Annotated in this window: 20 protein-coding genes; 12 read left to right on the top strand and 8 right to left on the bottom strand. The window is 42.9% G+C overall.

Annotation, left to right across the window (positions count from 1 at the left end):
• Window positions 1–242 precede the first annotated feature (242 nt).
• The 6 genes from H8S37_RS11065 (at window position 243) to H8S37_RS11090 (ending at window position 6747) form a co-directional block, all read left to right on the top strand.
• Window positions 243–1970 (top strand): ABC transporter ATP-binding protein, encoded by a 1728-nt coding sequence (locus H8S37_RS11065; protein WP_186876127.1) that lies wholly within the window; start codon window positions 243–245, stop codon window positions 1968–1970.
• A complete protein-coding gene (locus tag H8S37_RS11070) occupies window positions 1970–3826 on the top strand; it encodes an ABC transporter ATP-binding protein (RefSeq protein ID WP_186876128.1) in 1857 nt (618 codons plus the stop codon). Before H8S37_RS11065 ends, H8S37_RS11070 begins: the two co-directional genes overlap by 1 nt.
• A gap of 58 nt (window positions 3827–3884) precedes the next feature.
• On the top strand, window positions 3885–4310 hold the full coding sequence (locus tag H8S37_RS11075; protein WP_186876129.1) for a MarR family winged helix-turn-helix transcriptional regulator: 426 nt from the start codon (window positions 3885–3887) through the stop codon (window positions 4308–4310).
• 111 nt (window positions 4311–4421) lie between these two features.
• A complete protein-coding gene (locus H8S37_RS11080) occupies window positions 4422–5039 on the top strand; it encodes a TetR/AcrR family transcriptional regulator (RefSeq protein ID WP_186876130.1) in 618 nt (205 codons plus the stop codon).
• Window positions 5040–5050: 11 nt separating this feature from the next.
• On the top strand, window positions 5051–5953 hold the full coding sequence (locus H8S37_RS11085) for an ABC transporter ATP-binding protein (RefSeq protein ID WP_186876131.1): 903 nt from the start codon (window positions 5051–5053) through the stop codon (window positions 5951–5953).
• Window positions 5950–6747, top strand: a complete 798-nt coding sequence (locus H8S37_RS11090; protein WP_186876132.1) for an ABC transporter permease subunit — start codon at window positions 5950–5952, stop codon at window positions 6745–6747. Before H8S37_RS11085 ends, H8S37_RS11090 begins: the two co-directional genes overlap by 4 nt.
• A 77-nt stretch (window positions 6748–6824) precedes the next feature.
• Here H8S37_RS11090 and H8S37_RS11095 read toward each other — a convergent pair whose 3' ends face one another.
• From H8S37_RS11095 to alsK, 8 genes are all read right to left on the bottom strand, one after another.
• The gene (locus H8S37_RS11095; protein WP_186876133.1) at window positions 6825–8309 is read right to left on the bottom strand and encodes a rhamnulokinase; all 1485 of its coding nucleotides are present in this window, start codon (window positions 8307–8309) and stop codon (window positions 6825–6827) included.
• 196 nt (window positions 8310–8505) lie between these two features.
• Window positions 8506–9069 (bottom strand): RpiB/LacA/LacB family sugar-phosphate isomerase, encoded by a 564-nt coding sequence (locus H8S37_RS11100; RefSeq protein ID WP_186876134.1) that lies wholly within the window; start codon window positions 9067–9069, stop codon window positions 8506–8508.
• A 19-nt stretch (window positions 9070–9088) separates the two neighbouring features.
• Complete coding sequence (gene rpiB / locus H8S37_RS11105; protein ID WP_186876135.1) at window positions 9089–9535, bottom strand: ribose 5-phosphate isomerase B; 447 nt, start codon at window positions 9533–9535, stop codon at window positions 9089–9091.
• A gap of 23 nt (window positions 9536–9558) precedes the next feature.
• On the bottom strand, window positions 9559–10164 hold the full coding sequence (locus tag H8S37_RS11110) for a class II aldolase/adducin family protein (RefSeq protein WP_186876136.1): 606 nt from the start codon (window positions 10162–10164) through the stop codon (window positions 9559–9561).
• 33 nt (window positions 10165–10197) lie between these two features.
• Complete coding sequence (locus H8S37_RS11115) at window positions 10198–11025, bottom strand: PHP domain-containing protein (protein WP_186876137.1); 828 nt, start codon at window positions 11023–11025, stop codon at window positions 10198–10200.
• A gap of 12 nt (window positions 11026–11037) precedes the next feature.
• Window positions 11038–11850: a glucose-6-phosphate isomerase family protein gene (locus H8S37_RS11120; protein ID WP_186876138.1), complete on the bottom strand. Its 813-nt coding sequence runs from the start codon at window positions 11848–11850 to the stop codon at window positions 11038–11040.
• A gap of 30 nt (window positions 11851–11880) precedes the next feature.
• On the bottom strand, window positions 11881–12540 hold the full coding sequence (gene rpe / locus H8S37_RS11125) for a ribulose-phosphate 3-epimerase (protein WP_186876139.1): 660 nt from the start codon (window positions 12538–12540) through the stop codon (window positions 11881–11883).
• Entirely contained in the window at window positions 12537–13484 is a 948-nt protein-coding gene (alsK, locus tag H8S37_RS11130) for an allose kinase (RefSeq protein ID WP_186876140.1), read from the bottom strand. The genes rpe and alsK overlap by 4 nt, the downstream gene beginning before the upstream one ends.
• Before the next feature lie 264 nt (window positions 13485–13748).
• Between alsK and H8S37_RS11135 the strand changes: the two genes are divergently transcribed.
• The 6 genes from H8S37_RS11135 (at window position 13749) to H8S37_RS11160 (ending at window position 20223) form a co-directional block, all read left to right on the top strand.
• Window positions 13749–14681: a 1-phosphofructokinase family hexose kinase gene (locus H8S37_RS11135; protein WP_186876141.1), complete on the top strand. Its 933-nt coding sequence runs from the start codon at window positions 13749–13751 to the stop codon at window positions 14679–14681.
• 79 nt (window positions 14682–14760) lie between these two features.
• Window positions 14761–15777 carry a sugar ABC transporter substrate-binding protein gene (locus H8S37_RS11140; protein WP_186876142.1) on the top strand — a complete coding sequence of 339 codons (1017 nt, stop codon included), beginning with the start codon at window positions 14761–14763 and terminating at the stop codon, window positions 15775–15777.
• 90 nt (window positions 15778–15867) lie between these two features.
• Complete coding sequence (locus H8S37_RS11145) at window positions 15868–16833, top strand: ABC transporter permease (protein WP_186876143.1); 966 nt, start codon at window positions 15868–15870, stop codon at window positions 16831–16833.
• A 46-nt stretch (window positions 16834–16879) separates the two neighbouring features.
• Entirely contained in the window at window positions 16880–18382 is a 1503-nt protein-coding gene (locus tag H8S37_RS11150) for a sugar ABC transporter ATP-binding protein (RefSeq protein WP_186876144.1), read from the top strand.
• Window positions 18382–19365, top strand: a complete 984-nt coding sequence (locus H8S37_RS11155; RefSeq protein WP_186876145.1) for an ABC transporter permease — start codon at window positions 18382–18384, stop codon at window positions 19363–19365. The genes H8S37_RS11150 and H8S37_RS11155 overlap by 1 nt, the downstream gene beginning before the upstream one ends.
• Window positions 19366–19434: 69 nt before the next feature.
• A complete protein-coding gene (locus H8S37_RS11160; RefSeq protein WP_186876146.1) occupies window positions 19435–20223 on the top strand; it encodes a DeoR/GlpR family DNA-binding transcription regulator in 789 nt (262 codons plus the stop codon).
• The last annotated feature ends 18 nt before the right edge of the window (window positions 20224–20241 follow it).

A 20241-nucleotide genomic window follows, 5' to 3' on the forward strand; every position in this document is an offset into this window, starting at 1 on the left:
CTAAATCTCTATATGGATTTAATCAAATGCATTTTTATCTGTTTAATTCTAAAGACAAGCGTTTATTTGTCTAGTTCTTTATAATCCATATTATATCAATTTTGTATATCAATCTCAATAAAGAGTATTTTAGTCTGTTGGTCGTACTCCTTTTCTGTAGCAGAGAAAGGCGATAGAGGTTGACATTGAAAATAATTGTGCATACAATAGTTGTATATACAACTGTGAAGGGAGAAAGAAATATGCTTCGTCGGATTTTTTCTTACATGGGAGAATATAAGAAGTATCTGTATCTGGCTGTTATCTGCATTACAGGAGAATCTGTTTTTGAGCTGGTAATTCCTTTGATTATGGCAAATATCCTGGATATCGGGGTTGCGAATCAGGATAAAGTATACATTTTCCAGCAAGGCGGGATTATGCTTGTCTGCGCGCTTCTTGCCCTTGTACTGGGGATAGGGAGCGCACGTTTTTCCGCGCGCTGCGGCCAGGGGGTGGGAGCCAACTTACGAGAAGCGGAGTACGCCAAATTTCAGGAATTTTCTTTTGCGAATGTGGATCATTTTCAGCTATCTTCTTTGGTGACGCGCATGACGAGTGACGTGACAAACATTCAGAATACCATTTCCGGCGGTATGCGTCCGGCGTGCAGGGGACCAGTTATGCTGGTGTTGGCGACAGCAGTGGCATTTTCTATCAATCACAGGCTTGCCATCGTCTTTTTCATAGCCTTACCAGTGCTTGCTGTTTTTCTGTATGCGATTATCAGCCATGTACGTCCGCTGTATGCGAAAATGCAGTCGGCAATCGATCTGGTGAACCGGATTATCCAGGAAAATCTGACAGCGGTGAGGGTGGTAAAGGCGTATGTCAGAGGGGAATACGAAATAGAAAAGTTTGAAAAAGTCAATACCAATTTAAAAACACAATCAGAAAAAGCGTTTAAGCTTGCTTCTACGAATATGGCGGCAATGCAGCTTGTCATGTACGGGACAATACTTGCAATTCTCTGGTTTGGAGGCAGGATGATCCAGGTCGGAAATATGCAGGTGGGAGAATTGACAGGATTTCTAAGCTATGTACTTCAGATTTTAAATTCTTTGATGATGATATCCAATATTTTTATGATGATGACGCGTTCTTTAGCGTCAGGTAAACGTATATTGGAGGTCATTGATGAAGAGATTGATATTCGGGAGGATAAAGCAGAAGACATAGAAGTCATCCGAGGAGAAATCGTGTTTGACCATGTATATTTTAAATATAAAAAGGAAGCGCCGGAATATGTATTATCTGATATTCATTTAAAAATTCCGGCAGGAAGTACAGTCGGGATCGTCGGGCAGACCGGATCGGCTAAGACTACGCTGGTACAACTGATTCCCCGTCTATATGAAGTGACGGAAGGGGCAGTCCGAATTGACGGAAAAGCAGTAGACCAATATCCGCTTATGCATTTACGGGACGCGGTGGCGGTCGTATTGCAGAAAAACACCTTATTTTCCGGGACGCTTCGTGAAAATCTACTGTGGGGGAATCCAAACGCGACACAGGAGGAGTTAGACGAAGCATGCCGGATCGCAGGAGTGGATGAGTTTCTGGGACGGCTGGAAAAAGGATACGACACGGAGATGGGACAGGGTGGCGTGAATGTTTCAGGAGGACAAAAGCAGAGGATCTGTATTGCCAGAGCCATTTTGAAAAAGCCGAAGGTGCTGATCCTGGATGATTCTACCAGCGCGGTCGACACGGCGACAGAGGCGCGGATACGGAGTCAGCTTGCAGAATTTTTGCCGCATATGACGAAAATCGTTATCGCGCAGAGGATTTCTTCTGTCAGGCACGCGGATTTTATTGTAGTTCTGGATGACGGAAGGATACAGGGGACAGGTACGCATGAAGAACTGCTTGAGAATAACCATATTTACCAGGAAATATATGAATCCCAGAAGGAAGGAGTGGAGCTGTAATGGCAAGGTATGCAGGATATAAACGTCCGAAGAATACAAAGCAGGCATTAAAGCATCTGCTTGCCTATATGGGAATCCACAAATGGATGCTGCTGCTGGTTGCGGCTCTCGTTATAGTCAGTACATCTGCCAGCGTCATGGGCACGTATCTGCTCAAACCAGTCATCAATTCTTTGATCTTGCCGGGAAATGTAAAGGGGCTTGCTTTTGCAGTGGCAGGAATGGGAATTATGTATTTGTGCGGCGCTTTGGCGACCTTTGCATATAACCGTTTAATGGTAAAAACAGCGCAGAAGATTGTAGGGGATATACGGCAGGATTTATTTGCACATGTCCAGAAGCTTCCTCTCCGTTATTTTGACGAGCACACACATGGGGAGATGATGAGCCGGTTTACGAATGACGTGGACACTGTACAGGAGGCGTTAAATAATAGCTTTACAATGGCGATCCAGAGTTTCCTGACACTGACAGGTACTGTGATTATGCTATTTGTCTTGAATGCGGTCATGGCGTTGATTGTCTGCCTGTTTTTAGGAATTATGTTTGTATTTATCAAATGGAACGGAAAGAGAAGTAAAGTGTACTATAGCAGGCAGCAGACGGAGCTTGCAGGGATCAATGGCTTTGTGGAAGAGATGGTAGCAGGGCAGAAGGTGGAAAAAATCTTTAACCATGAAAAGGAAGATATGAAGGAATTTCACAGAAGAAATGAAGCGCTTAGGAAAGCGTCTACCAGCGCTTTGAGTTATTCTGGTATGATGGTGCCTGCGATTGTGAGCCTTTCCTATGGAAACTACGCAGTTTGTGCCTGCGTGGGAGGTTTGCTTGCACTAAGCGGGATGATGGATCTGGGGAGTCTTGCATCTTATCTGGTCTATGTAAGGCAGAGCGCTATGCCGTTAAATCAGTTTACACAACAGATTAATTTTATCCTGTCGGCGCTGGCAGGGGCGGAACGCATATTTGAAATGATGGATGAACCAGCCGAGGAGGATGAAGGGAAGGTTACGCTCGTGAGGGCGGAGAAAAAAGAGGATGATTCACTCAAGGAAAGTGAGACATACACAGGAATCTTTGCATGGAAAAGAACGGACGGCAAAAGGACAGAGCTGATCCGCCTGGAAGGAGACGTTCGTTTTGAGAATGTCGTTTTTGGGTATGTGAGGGAAAAAACGATCTTAAATGGAATCAGCCTTTACGCAAAGCCGGGACAGAAGATTGCGTTCGTAGGCTCTACCGGTGCAGGCAAAACGACGATTATCAATCTGATTAACCGGTTTTATGAGATACAAAGCGGAAGAATTTTATATGACGGGATCGACATACGGGATATTAAGAAGGACGACCTGAGACGTTCCCTGTCTATGGTTATACAAGATACGCATTTGTTTACAGGGACAATTGCAGAAAACATCCGTTATGGAAGGCTGAGCGCCGCGGACGAAGAGATACGCAAAGCGGCGGAGATTGCCAATGCGGATTCTTTTATACGCAGATTGCCGGACGGATATGATACAATGCTCTACAGTGACGGAAATAATCTTTCCCAGGGACAGCGGCAGCTTCTTGCCATTGCACGGGCAGCGGTAGCGCAGCCTCCCGTTCTGATTCTGGATGAAGCGACCAGTTCTATCGACACAAGGACAGAACGTCTGATCGAAAAGGGAATGGATGCGATTATGGAGGGAAGGACAGTTTTTGTGATTGCACACAGGCTGTCTACAGTACGAAATTCTAAGGCAATCATGGTTTTGGAAAAAGGAGAAATTATAGAACGCGGAAGCCATGAAGAACTGCTTGAGAAAAAAGGACGTTACTATCAGCTTTATATGGGGATGTATGAGTTGGATTAAGAGAAAACAGCCAAGTTGAAAGAAAGTAAAAAGCGGAAACAGAGGAGATGGCAGAAGGATGGAGAAGGAAGAAATCAGAAAGACATTATTTCAAATAGAACAGGCAAGAAGAAAGATCGTGCAGAATTTTTTAAAAGAGATCGGTCTGACCCCAGGACAGGGGCAGGCACGTATTCTGCAATTTCTTGCAGCGCATGAACCCGTAACGCAGAAGAAGCTGGCAGATGCGTGTGATTTGGATGTCACGACGATGTCGAGGGTACTGGATCGTCTGGAAAAGGAAGGGTATTTAAAAAGAGAGAAGAATCCACAGTGCAGGAGATCGTATTTGATTGCGCTGACAGAAAACGGATATAAAAAGGCGGAGGAGATTGCAGAAGGATTTCAGAAGCTGGATGAAAAAATATGTGCGGGGTTAAAAGAAGAAGAGAGAGAAACTTTGCTGATACTTCTTCACAAAGTAGAAAAAGAACTGGAAAGGTAATGGTGTTTCCGGTATAAAAATGAAATTAAATATAGAAAAGCAGGGTTCACAAAAACGGTCAGCCGCTCTAAAATAAGGTGAGGTAAGGAAAACAGCGGGAGGAAAAGGGCAATGAATGAAAAGTTTTATTCCCTGCCAAAAGAAAAACAACAGCGGATTATACAGGCTGGTTACAGGGTATTTGGAGGCGGCAGCTATAAAAAATGTCCAGTCGGCGAGATTGCGAGAGAAGCAGGAATCAGTAAGTCGCTGTTGTTTTATTATTTTAAGAATAAGAAAGAATTGTACTGGTTTCTGTGGGACGAAGCAATACGTACTGTGGAGGAATCTATGCAGGAAGCAGGAATGGAAAAGTGGGCACAGAAAGGATATTTTGAACTGCTAAAAGAAGGGATGAGATATAAAATAAAATTGTTGGCAGAAAAGCCGGAGCTGTCACAGTTTATGATAAATGGATTTTATGAGGCGGATGTCGATATAGCAGATGAAGTGCAGAGACGCTGTAAGCTTCTCCTCTTGAAATATAACCAGCCTTTTTTGCAGGCAATGGAACAGGAGCCGTTTGTTACGGGGCTTGACTTACATATGCTGGTTCAGGAGAATTACTGGGCGTGCGACGGGTGCCTCCATGCATTGATGCAAAATGGAAGCCTGGACGCAGAGGAAGCGTGGGCAACCTTTGAGCGTTTGATCACATTTTGGAAAAGCATTTATTTAAGGCAGGAGTAAGGGAGATAGAGATGGAAAATATAATAGAAATCAGTCATGTCACGAAAGACTATGGACGTGGCAGAGGCGTGTTTGATGTCAATTTCTTTGTGAGGGAGGGGGAGACACTTGGGTTCCTGGGGCCTAACGGTGCGGGGAAAACGACGACGATCCGGCAGCTCATGGGATTTATCCGGCCGGACAGCGGAAAATTATCAGTTATGGGGAGGGATTGCTTTAAAGAGGCAGACAAAATACATGCTCTGGTGGGCTACCTCCCAGGGGAAATTGCGTTTATTGATTCTATGAGTGGTATGGACTTTATCCGGTTTGTGGCGGATATAAAGAAAATGAACGGGCTGGGCCGCGCACAAGAGTTGATAGAAATGTTTGAGTTGCATGCATCGGGGAAATTAAAGAAAATGTCCAAAGGGATGAAACAGAAAATAGGAATTGTCTGTGCGTTTATGAACCCAGATACCCAGGTGTATATTCTGGATGAGCCGAGCAGCGGCCTGGATCCGGTTATGCAGAATCGGTTTATTGATTTGGTCTTAAACGAAAAGAAACAGGGAAAGACGATTCTGATGTCCTCCCATATGTTTGAGGAGATCGAAAGGACATGCGACAGGGCGGCGATTATAAGAGAAGGGAAAATCGTGGCGGTTGAGGAAATGGAAAAGCTCCAGGCGGGACGGCAAAAAATGATGGAAGTGACATTTGCTTCATCTGATATGGCAAAGGCATTTGCAGGGGAAATTCATGGAGCGCAGTATACAGAGGGTGCGCGCAAAGTCAGCGCAAAAGTGGGAAAAGAGCTGGATACATTTGTAAAAAAAGCAGGGCGGTATACTGTGACAGACTGGAATGTACAGACACAGAGTCTGGAAGAATTCTTTCTGCATTTCTACGGAGGGGAGGAAGGAAAAGTATGAATATAACCTTGTTGAAAAAGGAAATAAAATCAAACTGGCTCCTGCTTATAATTTTTCTTGCTGTGCTGACCATGTACGGCGTTATGGTGACAATGATGTATGAGCCGGAGTTGGGGGAAAGCCTTAAGATGATGGCAGAAAGTATGCCGGAGATATTTGCGGCATTTGGCATGGCGGAAGTAGGAGAGACGCTTCTGGAATTTCTTTCCGGCTATTTATATGGAATGCTGTTTGTGGCGTTTCCAGGTGTATTTATTATTATCTTGACAAACAGGCTGTGTGCAAAATATGTAGATAATGGCTCTATGGCATATCTGTTGGCAGGGCCAGGAAAACGTCGAGAAATTATGCGGACGCAGGCAATATTTATGGCAGGCTGTCTGGTTCTGATGGCGCTCTATGTGTTTGGGCTTTTGGCAGTGACAAGCAAGATACTTTTTCCAGGAGAACTGGATATGGCAGGCTTCTTTTATGTAAATGTGGGGCTCCTAGGTATCCTGCTGTTCTTCGGTGGAGCAGGATTTTTCGTATCTTGTCTTAGCAGCGAATCCAGACATGCTGTCGGATTTACCTCTGCTGTGGTCGTATATACCATATTAGTACAGATGATTTCCCAGGTGGGAGATAAATTTGAAAATCTGAAATATATAACTCCTGTTACACTTTTTGATGTAGAAGGGCTAAGTTTAGGAGAAGCAAAAGCCTGGATCATGTGTGCAGTGTTGTATTTGACAGGCATAGCGCTTATCTGCGCGGGGATTGTAAAATTTGACAGGAGAGACTTACCTTTGTAGTTTTTATAGATAGACCGCCTCTAAAAGTAGAAACCATCAGTTTGGACTTTTGAGGCGGCTTTTTCCGTTTGATTGTGTCAAAGGGAAGTGAAAGACAGATATTTTCGATACTGCTCATTCCAGACAGCTTGATCTTGCGGGTGATATTCAAAAATCTGGAAGGAATTTCTAAGAAGAGCTGCCATTTCTTGTTCCTTTTCTATACAGCCCAAAGCATGAAACTGTATCAGAGCATTTCCGACAGCGGTTGCTTCAACAGGGCCGGCAGCGACTTTCCTGCCGGTGGCGTTGGCGATATACTGGCAGAATGCTTTATCTTGAGAAGCGCCTCCCAAAAGGTGCAGGGTGTCTGTCTGATAGCCGGTGATATGTTCTAATTCTTCTACACACTCTCTATATTTAAAGGCGAGAGATTCCATCACAGTTCGGTAGAATCCGCCTGGTGAGTCTATGGCAGACTGCCCGGTTTTCTGACAGTATGTATTGATAGCCTGTTCCATATTAGACGGGGTGGTAAAAAGTGGATCATCGGGATCGATGAAATGGGCAAATGCAGGGGCTTTGTCCGCTGCCAGAAGTAGTGTAGTGTAATCATTTGGCAGCCCTTTTCTTTTCCAGTATTTCCGAAGCTCCTGAATCAGCCACATTCCCATAATGGTTTTGACAAGCTTGACTTTTCCAAAGGCAGCGCCTTCGTTGGACAGTCCGCTTCTGTAAACTTCTTCTGTGACAACGGGTGTATCTGTCACCATGCCGATGACAGACCAAGTTCCTGAATTGATGAAAATATAGTGAGGAGCTTCTGTAGGAACTGCATAGGCAGCAGAAGCAGAGTCATGCTGGGCTGTGGCAATTAAAAGCAGCTCTCTGGAAGGGGGAATTCCGATAAACTCTTTTAGACGCGGAAGGATAACTCCTTTCTGAGCCCCCGTCATGGTGATTTCTGGAAATAAGGAAGGAGAAAGATGGAGTTTCATCAGTATTTCTGGACATAACTGCCGATTTTTTAGATCGTATATCTGGGTGGTGGAAAGGCTGGTATATTCCAGGCTTTTCTTTCCGGTAAAGAAATACCCCAGTATATCGGCGAGCATCAGGAAGGTATCTGCATTTTCAAAAATACGTGGATTACGTCTCTGTATGCCAAGAATTTGATATGTTGTGTTGTACCACATATCCTGTACCCCGGTCAGAGAGAACAGCCCTCCTTTTTTAAAGAGAAATTCTGCTTTTTGTATCATGCCTTGTGCCTGAGAGTCTCGATACTGATAAGGAGTGGAAATAAGTTCGCCCTCCTGGTCCAACAAACCAAAATCGACACCCCATGTATCAATGCCGAAAGCTTCAGCAGAATCTGTAATTTGAAAAGTTTTTTGCAGTCCTGCCAGAATTTCATGGAACAAATAAAGCAGATCTGTATAGCATCTCTCCCGGATATAAAGTCCTTCATTAGAAAAACGGTGTACTTCTTGTAAATGGAGCTTATCATCTGCGAGAGTTGCCAGAATAACACGTCCGTTGGACGCGCCTAAATCAACAGCAATTACACTTCTTTTTTTCATAGATTTTCCTCTTTTATCCCTGCTAATTTACGATAGAGTATCTGATTTATGGTAAAGTGACAGAAAACACCGGCATTTATGAATAAAGTTTGTGCCGGAACGCATTCACTTCGCAAGGAAGCGAGGGGGACGCGGATGAGGCGGCATTCCGGCACAAACGTTATTTTTCCACAGAAAATTTTCCTGTGAAACGAAATTATTTCAGAGGCTCTGGACCTAATTCTACTTCTCCAAGTTTTTTCACCTCAAAGCCATTTTTCTTGAATTCTTCATAGTCAAAGGCTTCCAGTTCGTCATAGGCAAGTTTGTGGAATTCATAGAAATTTTTCCAGTCCTCATATCCGTCGCCTAAGTTATGCTCTAAGAACGCGTCAGCCATCGCGATTCCTGTCTGTGGAGCTACATAGTGGGCGCCCATGGACATTACGTTACAATCATTGCCGGTGATACAGCGCAGAGCCGACGGAACACTTTCTACCACTGCGGCGTGTACATGGGGGCATTTGCTTGCGGCGATATGGATTCCCATACCTGTACCGCAGAAAATCAAAGCTCTCTCAAATTCTCTTTCTGCGATTTTTGCTCCCACCTTTAGACCGATACGGTGGAACATTTCTGGATTTTCTTCATCCTCTGTTTTGACACCGATGTCTGTGACAGTCCAGCCCTTTGCTTTTAAATGCTCTACGACTGCATTTTTCAAAGGTACTCCGGCAATGTCTGCGCCTACTAGAATTTGTTTGTCTTTTACTGTTTTCATGTGAATCCTCCTTATATTTTTATGAATTTCTTTTTTCAATTTCTGAAATCATGTCGATACGGTTCTGGTGACGGCCACCCTCGTATTCGGCATTCAGCCATTCGTCTACAATCATTTTGGCGAGCTCTATTCCTACAACTCTTGCTCCGAAGGCAAGGATATTGGTATTGTTGTGCTGCTTTGATAATCTGGCAGAATAAGGCTCGCTGCATATACATGCCCGTATTCCATTTACTTTATTGGCACTTAAGGAGATACCGACTCCTGTGCCGCAGATAAGAATCCCGCAGTCTGCCTCCTTGTGGGCTACCAGGTTGGCAACCTTTTCGCCGTATATGGGATAGTCACAGCGTTCAGGGGAGTCCGTTCCTACATCCGTAACAGCAATCCCCTTTTCCTGGAGATATTCTTTGATTTTCAATTTCATTTCAAGGGCGACATGGTCATTGCCGATTGCAATTTTCATACATTTTTCCTCCGAAGCTTTCCTTATATATTGTTTTTGAATATACCGCACATTGCATCCTGCTCGATACGTTCCAGCATGCTGTAAGCCATGTGCAGATCACTGCCGGATACAACAACCCCATGCAAAGGCATGATACAACCGATGGGATAAGTCTCTGCCAGTTCACGCCGGCTGTCCCAGTATTTATAAATTTCTTCATGGAGATCTTTGGTGTATGCTTTCGTATACGGAATACATTCTACAGGGCCACGCTTCATTGTTGCTTCGGTAATGTTTGGTATCGGTTTGGACTGTGCTACATACACCATGCAGTATTGTGGATGCGCGTGGATTGTTGCTTTGATGTGATTGAATTTTGTGAGAAGAAGAACATGCATATACCCTTCTCGGGAAAGTTTTCCTGTGCCCTCCAGAATGTCCATATTGGAATTAATCAGCAGAAAATCTTCTGGCTGTAATTCGCAGAAATGTCTCTCTGACATAAGAGAAGGGGAAATCAAAATGCGGTCATCATCCACACGTACGGCAAAATTTCCCCCTGCCGCATTGGTAAGCCTTCTGTCCCACATGTAATGTGCGACCTTGCACATATCCTCACGATCTTTTAAATAAGATATTTCAGACATAAATACCATCCTTTCTGAATGTGTAAAAATGGGTTATTGTAAATGTTCTAAAAATTGCCGGCTGTTCTCTTCGTCTGTTGTATGAAAACCGACAGGATGCACAGACTTGGAGCACATGCCGTGAAAATCGCTTCCGCCGGTTACTAACAGGTGATAAGAAGCAGCTATATCTCGGCAGGTTTTAGTGACTTCGGGTGAATTCTTGTAGTGCATACATTCAATGCCATGAATTCTTTTTTCGCGGGCGAGCCGCCGTATAAGATCGATAGAATCAAATTGCCCTGGATGGGCAATTACAACGATCCCTTCCGCCTGGTGCATCATGTCAATGACGTCCAGGGTGTCGGGATAATGGATGGGAACGTAGCAAGAACCTTGCTTTCCTATCAGTTCACCCAACAATGGCCCGAAAGGTTGATTGGTAAGTCCTGCATTTGCCAGTGCCATCATAATATGCGATTCAAAAATAGAGGCACTTTCATGGGATAGCAGGAGTACGTCTTCCACTGTTACTGCTGGATATAGTTGTTGTATTTTTTCTGCCATTGCAAGCTTGGCGTTTTGTCGGCGCTGCGATGTTTCGTCGAGTACGGGCTTTAGGACAAGGGGCCTTTTCGGCGCGTAGCAAAGTACGTGCACAGGACGGCCTGAAAAAGGATCCTTTGTCGTACATTCCACACCGGGGATCACGCGAAGGGAAGTTGCGCGGGCGTATGCTTCGAGCCGGGCGACTCCGTTCATTGTATCGTGGTCGGTCAAAGCGATATAGTCAAGTCCTTTGCGCAGGGCATATTTTCCAATTTGTTCCGGTGTAGCGGAACCATCTGAATAGATGCTGTGACAATGTAAATCTCCTGTCATAAGAACACATCCTTATTTTTCTTTTAACATAGCGAAGAATTCCTCTTGAAGCTCCTCCGGCTCATTGAGGTAGCGATACAGAGCCGGATTCTTAAGAAATTCTGTGTAAACCGGACAATCTTTAGAAATTCCCAATTTTGGGCTATCTGCAGGCACAACCACTTTTGGCTCACATTCGAATACATAGTTTGGATTTTTTTCGATCTGATACCCATTTTCAGTCTTATATATATAGGCGCTCATACCGTGACTTTGTTTCACACTGTCATAGTAGTTCATGCTGTTTACAGATACCAGATTGATAAATACCAAGGTTCCCTCCCCGATGTTGACGGTACAGTGTCCGTAATCTGGAGGAATGACAACGGTTTCTCCGGCATGTACTTCTGCCAGGAGAAGGTCTTTTACTGTCATAGGTTCCTCTTTTTGATAATCGTCGACACGCTGCATGACAAAAAGGGCGGTACCGTTTATCACCTGATAAAGTTCAGGGAAGCTATAACTTTTTCCTGGAATTGGAAGGTGAAAATGTCCGGCTGTCTTTTTAAATTCTTTGCCTGCTGTGCCCGGCAGAATAACCGTAGAATCATAGCGCAAATCTACATCAGAAAATGTGCTGCGTGTGCTGTTTTTTACGATTGCTTTATAGAAATCGTAGTAAGGCTCGTCTTCTGTTTTATAGTCTGGATCTGCCAAAAGCCCTGCCATTTTACCGGAATATTTGCGGGAATAGTCCTCCCAGCAAACATCAGGTTCATTGCTTGTAAGCTTTCCTGTTTTTTCGTCGAGTGCGATCGGCATGCCAAATAAAGTTAAATTTTTCATTTTTTCCTCCTGATTATACAAATATACGTATTATAAATTTTGATAGAATTTTATTGCCTTCGGATATTCTTCCGGAGTATACGCATTGAAAAGTCCGGATGTTCCAAGCACAAGGATATTTGCGCCCGCCTTTACAAGCTCTGGCGCCGTTGATTCTTTTACCTGTCCGTCAACCATGATTTCTACTTCCTTGCCGGCGTCGGCAAACATAGCGCGTATTTTGCGTATCTTCTCTATTGTAGCAGGTATCAGAGTCTGTCCGGCAAATCCTGGATCCACTGTCATAACACAGATTAAGTCTATATAGTCGAGCATATATGTCAGTTGTGAAATATCTGTGGCAGGATTGATAGCGAGCCCTGCCTTCTTTCCGAGGGAACGGATTTGCTTCAAAGCGCGAATCGGATGCATCAGCGCTTCGATATGTAAGGTGATATACTCGGCTCCACATTCTGCGAAGTATTCAATATATTCTGTCGGGTTGGTAACCATCAGATGTACATCCATAGGTGTCTTTGAGATTGCGGCAATATCTTTCATAAGATACCCGTTCAGACAGAAGTTGGGAACGAAATGACCGTCCATAATATCAATATGGTAGAGATCAACTCCGGCTTTATCCAGGCTCTCGATTTTTTCTTTTAGTTCCATCGTGTTAATGCACATGACGGAAGGTGATACTTTGTTCATAGTTTGTCCTCCTTAAAATGTTTATGGTTTAATTTATTCCACATATAAATCCCCGCGCCTAAGATTCCGGCAAAGGGATTATTGGATCCTTTCATAAAATCCAGCGAATTCGCAGGATAGGGCTTCCGTGCATAATCGTATATCTTTTGGCAGAGCTCTTGATAAGGAAAGTCTTTCATATGAATGACGCCTCCTGCCAATATGATATGCACGGGATCTAAAATATTAATTTCTGTAGACAGAGCCATTGCCATGAAATCAAGGTATTCATGCAACTTAGGAGTCTGTTCGTAATGAGAAAAAATATCTGCAAAGGGAATATTGGACAGATACGTATCATGGATGCGTTCTAATGCCTTTCCAGCGCAGAAAAGTTCGATACAGCCCTTGTTTCCGCAAGGGCAGGTTTCTTCTTTACTGTAAACGGGTATATGCCCGAGCTCACCGGCGACTCCGTTTTTCCCGTCTAAAAAACGTCCGTGTATGTAGATGCCATTTCCTAATCCTGTACCAACATAGAAAGAAACAATACAGTCCGCGTCCTCCAGGTGTTTCTGTCTTATATCATAAGAAAGCAGGAGAATTACATCGTGTTCTGCTATGACAGGAACCTTAAACCGTTCCTCCAGAGGCGCGGCAATATTCAAATCTGTAAAGGAAAGCAAATTCGGGCAGGAGATGACCGTTTCCTTTGCGTGATCTACTGTTCCTGGAAAGCCGATACAGATTCCTTTCATATGATAATCCGGAAAGGAACACACAAAATCGGTGATAACCTGGATCAAGATTTCAACGGGTGAGCCCAAACGAAACATGCTGCGGCTGCTGTATTTTATGGGTTCTGTAATGAGAGAACCATTCTGCAGGATTCCGCCGATCCTAAAATTCGTCCCTCCTATATCAATGCCAATTACATATTCTTTGGTGTCAGTTGATATATTCATAATCTCCTCCTTTTGTTCGTGCACATTATATCACTTTATAATGTGAGAAACAATAAAAACGGGCGATAAACGGTCAAAAACGGAAATTATACCAAAAAACATATAGAATAAATGTGAAAAATTCACAAAAACAAAAGTTGATATCAAAAAATACTTGAAAAGTTGCATAACAAGATCTATCATTGAGGCATAAACAAAAATAAACGGTACAAAAAAGAAATATTAATTACCGATATTGTGGATGATTGAGAGGAAATTGTCATAATGATATGTACTGTAACAATAAACCCTGCAATTGACAGAGTAATTTATCTCACACAGTTAAATAAGGATAATACGAACCGGATTAAAGAAGTAAAAGAAGTTCTGGGAGGAAAAGGCACACATGTATCTGTGAATTTAAGTATCCTGGAATGTGTAAATAAAGCGTTTGGTATTGATTTTGGAGAAACAGGACGCAGAATTGAAAATCTGCTGGAACAGGAACATATAGAGATGAAGTTTCTTCATTATGATGAAGGTGAATCCAGAATGAATTATGCGCTGATTGAGGAGGATAAGACATGTACTTTGATCAGCGAAAAAGGAAAGGTTATCTCAAAGGAACAGTGTGAAGAGCTGATAAAAAAAATATATGAAGAGGTAAAGGATGGAGACATTCTTATTTTGTCGGGAGATGCGTCTAATACAGAAATTCCGCTTATTTATACGAAGATGATAGAAGCGGTGTCAGATAAGAAAGTAAAGGTATTTTTAGATGCCAGTTCCGAGAATTTGACGGGCGCTTTGAGATGGAAGCCATTTCTTATTAAGCCAAATGAGGATGAATTGTCCCAGATCTTGGGGGAGGAGATAAAAGGGGAAGAGAAAATACTGGAAGGTATACGAAAAATTTCTGGGACAGGAATTGCGTGTATTGCGGTGTCCTGCGGAGGAAACGGTTCCTACATATGGTATGAGAATGAAATCTATAGAATACATCCGCTGAAAGTAAATGTGATGAATACTATCGGCTGTGGAGATGCATTTTTAAGCGGAATGGCATACGGATTTGAAAAGGGACTGGAATTTACTGAAATTTTGAAATATGCAGCAGGCGTGTCTTCTGCAACAGCAGAGTCCAACAGTACGGTTGGATTTGACCGGAAAAGAGCATACGAGCTGATGGAAAAAGTACAGATTGAAAAGCTGTTCTAAATGATAGGAGAGATAAGAGCATTATATGTCGGTGAGACATTTAATGAATAAAAAAATATAAGAAAAGGAGAGAAGTATTATGAAAAACAAAGCGGTACGCAGAACTTTGAGTATCCTGGCAGTCAGTGCAATGATGCTTGGGATGGTAGGATGCAGCGGTGGATCTTCCGGAGGAGATGACGCTTCTAAGGAAAGCGGCAGCGGTGATTCCGGAAAGACAATCGGTATTTCCATGTGTGCGATTGAATCACAGATGTGGGCAGAGTACCAGGAATCCATGCACAAAGCATGTGATGACGCAGGTGTGAAGTACACGGAGTCTATCGCAGAAAATGACGTGCAGAAACAGAATCAGCAGATTGAGGATTTTATTTCTCAGGGAGTTGATGCGATCATTATTGCTCCGGCTGACGGAGATGCGGTTGTATCTGCAATTCAGAAGTGTAACGATGCCGGAATTCCGGTTATTATGGCAAACCGTGCGGCAGGAGAAGGGGCAGAGGTATTTGCAACGATTTCTTCTGACAATAAAGAAATGGTAAAACGTGAGATTCAGTACGTGGCAGAAAATGCTCCTGAGGGAACAAAATATAAATGCCTCGAACTCGTAGGAAGCCTGACAGACGTAAATGCGATCGCAAGACAAGAAGGTTTTGAAGAGGCGATCGCGGAGTATCCGGACATGTTTGAATTGGCAGCGACAGTTCCGACAGAGTGGAAAGGTGACCTGGCTCTTACCGGCGTACAAAATGCATTTGCATCTGATGATGATATTAACTTTATCTTTAACCCGTCCGACGCACTCCTTCCATCTATTCAGTCCGGCTTACAGCAGCTTGGCAAATATGAGAAGGTCGGAGAAGACGGACATGTTACTCTGGTTACATTTGATGGTGCAGCGGATGCGGTTACAGCTATCCGTGAGGGATATGTAGATGTTGTCTCCGTACAGGATGCTACAGAGCAGGGCAAACTTTGTGTACAGGCGGCGCTGGATGCTATTGACGGAAAAGAGGCTTCTGACTATACAGACCCAGGCTTTGAAGTAAGTACCGAGAACTGTGATACAGAGTACGCAGACTTCGAAGGATATTGATTTAAATAAAACTAAACGGCAAAAGTGGAAGTGCCTCAAAAGGATTCCTTTTGGGGCACACTCTATAAAAAGATTAAGGTGGGTTTCAACGTGAGTATAAAGAAGAGTTTAAAATCTATTGATGCGATATTCTGGTTTGTAGGAGTCTTTTTTATAATTTCTCTGATTTTCGTACCCGGCTTTGCACAGTTTTCCGCTATTAAAAGTCTGTTAAGCCAGACTTGCGTTCTGATGGTTTTGGCATGTGGTGTACATCTTACCGTATTGAATGGCGGGGTAGATTTTACCAGTGCAGCACTGCTTGCGCTGACTACGGTTGTAGGTGGTTCTATCATCAGTACAGGGGGAGCTCTGGGAGGAAGCGGGCTGGCAATCTTTCTGGGAATTGTAGTGATGCTTCTGCTGGGAGCAGGATTTGGAATTATTAACGGATTTTCCGTTGTCACTTTTAAAATGCCGTCGTTCATTGTAACAATGGCGACACAGATGCTGGTAAATGGACTTGCTGTCGTATATACAGGTGGATCCAGTGTAACAGGAATGCCGGCGGCGTTCGGAAGTTTTGGAAATGGCAGTATTTTTGTGATTCCGTATATTTTAATTATAGCGGTACTGGTAGCTGTCTGCATACATATTCTGCTGACAAAGACACTGCTTGGACGGCAGCTGTATGCGGTGGGAACGAACCCGAAAGCTTCACTGATTTCCGGTATCTCTACAAAAAAGACTATATTTAAAATTTATGTGATCAGTGGTCTTTGTGCAGGAATTGCAGGCGTTATTGAACTGGCATATATGCAGAGTGGTTCCGTAAACTATGGAAGTACAATGTTTAATGATATTATGGGCAGCATTATTGTAGGCGGGACAAGCCCGCTTGGAGGAAGAGGTAAAGTTATCAATACGGTTATGGGAGCATTCCTGATTACAATGATAGGAAGTGTTCTGAATATTTTAAGCGTACCGTATTATATGATTACTTTGATTAAAGGTCTGATTATTCTTATTGCTGCAAGTCTTGATTTGGTTAAGACGAAGAAGAGCATGGCGCAGTAAAGTGTGTCCGTTATAGGATTAAGACTACAGATTGGAAGTGAATAAGATGAGTGAAAATATTTTGGAATTAAAAGGCATTACAAAATCATTTGCGACCGTCAAGGTATTAAAGGATATTACCTTTTCTTTAAAGAAAGGCGAGATATTGGGGCTTGTAGGAGAAAACGGCGCAGGAAAGTCTACACTGATGAATGTGCTCGGAGGAATTTATCAGAGGGACGGCGGAGATATACTGCTGGATGGGAAAAAATTTGAACCCAGCAATCCGAAGGTGTCCAGTGATGCAGGTATCGCATTTGTGCAGCAGGAGCTGAATCTGTTTACAAACCTGACGGTTATGGAAAATCTCTTTATCACAGAGATGAAGAGAAGTAAAATTGGAAGCATCAATAAAAAAGAGATGAAGAAAATTGTCCGTGAAAAGATGGAGGAACTTGGCGGTACTGGAATTTCACCGGATGATATTATCGGCAATCTTTCTATGGGACAGCGGCAAATGGTAGAAATCACAAAGTCGATTATGAAGGATTCTAGAATTATTATATTTGACGAGCCGACAACATCTCTGTCAAATAAAGAAAAAGAAAAGCTGTTTGAGATCATGCACAGAATGCAGGAGCAAGGGAAATCTATTATTTTTATTTCCCACATTCTGGAGGACGTGTTTGCATATACGGATGAAATCGCGGTCTTACGTGATGGTGAAATCATCTCCCAGAGGAAAACAAAAGGAGCAGACTCCAATACAATCATTAAAGAGATGGTTGGGCGTGAACTTACGAATATTTATCCGGTCTGCGAAAAAGAGATAAAGGACATAGCCTTTGAGGCAAAAAATATCTGTCAGAACGGCAGATTTGAAAATTTGAACCTACATATCAGAGAAGGTGAGATTGTAGGAATGTTCGGCCTGATGGGTGCCGGACGGACAGAGCTTTTGAGATGTTTGTTTGGGTTAGATGAGATGGACGCAGGAGAGCTGTTCTATAAAGGGAAACAGATAACACCGGTGAATCCACAAAATTGTATTAAAAACGGTATGGCATTTATCACAGAAAACAGGCGGGAAGAAGGACTTCTGATTCCAAAGACACTCAAGGAGAACATTGTATTGTCAAGCTTGAGAGAACATAAAAAGAATCTGTTGTTTATGGATGCGGCGAAGGAAAAAGAAAATACAGATAAAATGGTAAAGAGCCTGAATGTGAAAACCTTTGATCCCGGCAAACAGACGGCAGGAACACTGTCTGGAGGAAACCAGCAGAAAATTGTATTTGCAAAATGGGTTCTGCGGGAACCGAAGATTTTTCTTCTGGATGAGCCGACCAGAGGTGTGGATGTCGGGGCGAAATATGAGATCTATACCATTATACAGGAGTTGGCGAAAAAGAATTCCTGTGTGCTGATGGTTTCATCAGAGATTGAGGAATTGATGGGAGTGTGCGATAGAATTTTGGTTATGAGCAACAATCGGATTACAGGTGAACTTACCAAAAATGAGTATGTTCCAGAAGAAATTATGAAGTTTGCGGTAGGAGGTGTGAAATAATGGAGAAAGCAAAAAAGCAGCCGTCTACAGTAGGAGCAGGGAAGAAGTTTGTGGACTTGTTCTGTACATACGGCTTGTACTTTATTTTTATTGTACTGATCATATTTTTCGCGGTGCAGCGGCCGAATTTCTTCTCCGTAAGTAATTTCCTCTTGATTTTGAAGTCTTCTTCCGTTCTGGGCATTGCGGTTGTAGGAATGTTCTTTGTCTTGATTGTAGCAGGAATTGACATATCGGTATCTATGAATATGTATTTTTCTGCGGTTATCGGAGCGACGGTGTTAAATAGTATGGAACTGCCGTTGATCGTATGTTTCCTGGCGGCGGGGGTAAGTGGACTTTTGATAGGCTGTATCAATGGATTTTTTGTGGCGAAGGTAAAAATTGTTCCATTTATTGTAACACTGGCGACGTATTCAGTAGCAAAAGGACTGGGCTTGTTTTTTACGAATCAACAGATGGTATTTCTGAACAGTTCCGTTATGACTCTTGCCAATGCCAAAGTTTTTGGAATTTCTGTATTCGTATTTATTTTCCTTGGCATTGTCTTGATTGCACATTTTGTCCTTACATCTACCCAGTTTGGACGTCAACTGTTTGCTTGTGGAAATAACCTGGTGGGCGCGAATAAAATGGGAATCAATGGTCCGCGAACTGTATTTTTAGCCTATGCGATCTGTGGAGCGCTTGCAGGAATTGCAGGAATGTTGAGTGCATGCAACTTGAGTGTAATCAATCCAAACTTTGCGCAGGGTGATGAGTTTGTTGTTATTTCCTCTTCGGTTATCGGAGGTGCCAGTCTGTTCGGAGGTAAAGGAAAGGTTCTTCCGGGAGCGATTATCGGTATTGTTATGATTCAGGCGATCATAAACGGACTGACGATGATGGGAGCATCTGCATACTCCTATACGATATTCAGAGGAATTATCATCTTTATCGCGGTTATGGTCGACAGTATTAAATTTAGTGGTGAAATAAGATAATTTATGCCGCAAATCCTTTTTATGCTGTATAATGTTAAGTATCAATTTTAAGCTATGGGAGAAATGCGGATGAGAACGAAAAACTATAGTATTGAACGAAAAACGAAGATACTTAAGATTCTGGAAAAGGATGGAAGAGTAGAAGTGGAGACACTTGCAGGAGAATTAAAGGTCAGTAAAGAGACAATACGCAGAGATCTAAGAGAAATGGAGCAAGAAGGACTTCTTAAAAGGACGCATGGAGGCGCTGTGAGCACTGGAAGCAAACAGCAGTCTTATGAGTATCCATATCTAATGCGTGAGATTCAGTGCCTGGAGGAAAAAGAAAGGATTTGCAAAAAGGCGGCATCTGTAATTAAGGACGGAGACACGATATTTATCGACAATAGTTCTACGAATATCTCTATTTTGAAAAACATCAATCCAGAGTATTCTGTAACTATCATAACAAATTCTGTGCGACTTCTTCTGGAGAGCACGCGATATGCGAATGAGAATTTTGTTTTTATTTCCCTGGGTGGGATTTTCAGATATAAGAATTATTCCTGTGTGGGAGACATTGCCAATGAAATGTCAAATAAATTCCGCCCAAGCAAGGCATTCTTATCCTGCTACGGCGTGGATACAGAAGGAGCGCTGTTTGACAGCAGTATGTATGAGATAGAGGTTAAGCGAAATTTTATTGAGCTTGCCGGAGAAGTCTACATAACGGCAGATCATACAAAGATTGGAAGAAAAGGTGGAGTACAGCTTTCAGACATATCTCAGGCAGATTATCTGATTTGTGATCGTGCGCTTACAGAGGAAGAACAGAATAATCTGGATATGCAGAATGTAAAAGTATTGGTAGCAGGATAAGTAGACATGTCGGGATAG

Origin of the sequence: Mediterraneibacter hominis, from assembly GCF_014287475.1 — a bacterium.
Lineage (GTDB): Bacteria > Bacillota > Clostridia > Lachnospirales > Lachnospiraceae > Mediterraneibacter > Mediterraneibacter hominis.